The 267-nt window shown below is 44.9% G+C and carries 1 protein-coding gene; it reads left to right on the top strand.

The features are described from left to right. Positions 1-150, top strand: a complete 150-nt coding sequence (locus L9G74_RS24245) for an ATP-dependent Clp protease adaptor ClpS (protein ID WP_500142674.1) — start codon at positions 1-3, stop codon at positions 148-150. The last annotated feature ends 117 nt before the right edge of the window (positions 151-267 follow it).

The following is a 267-nucleotide window of genomic DNA, read 5'->3' as shown; positions in this document are numbered from 1 at the left end:
GTGTGCATAGTCTGGAACGACGAGAGTCATGCCTTCTCGCATGTTTTGGAATGCATCACTTCGGCTACTGGATGTAATTACGAACAAGCAAAGGAAATTGTTGACTCTATTCATGCACATGTAAGAAATCCGTTGCAGCATGAACGCTAAATACGAGCTCACATTCGATTGCAGGGCCGCGCTGTAATAGCAAAGTCAAAAAATATCGAGCATCTGCGAAAGATAGCGACGCCTTTGGCAGCCGTCAATCTTGGTGTAACAATTCGA

Origin of the sequence: Shewanella electrica (genome assembly GCF_022321485.1) — a bacterium.
Taxonomy (GTDB): domain Bacteria; phylum Pseudomonadota; class Gammaproteobacteria; order Enterobacterales; family Shewanellaceae; genus Shewanella; species Shewanella electrica.
Note: the sequence above shows the minus strand (reverse complement) of the source record. Positions and strands in the feature narration are given on the sequence as shown.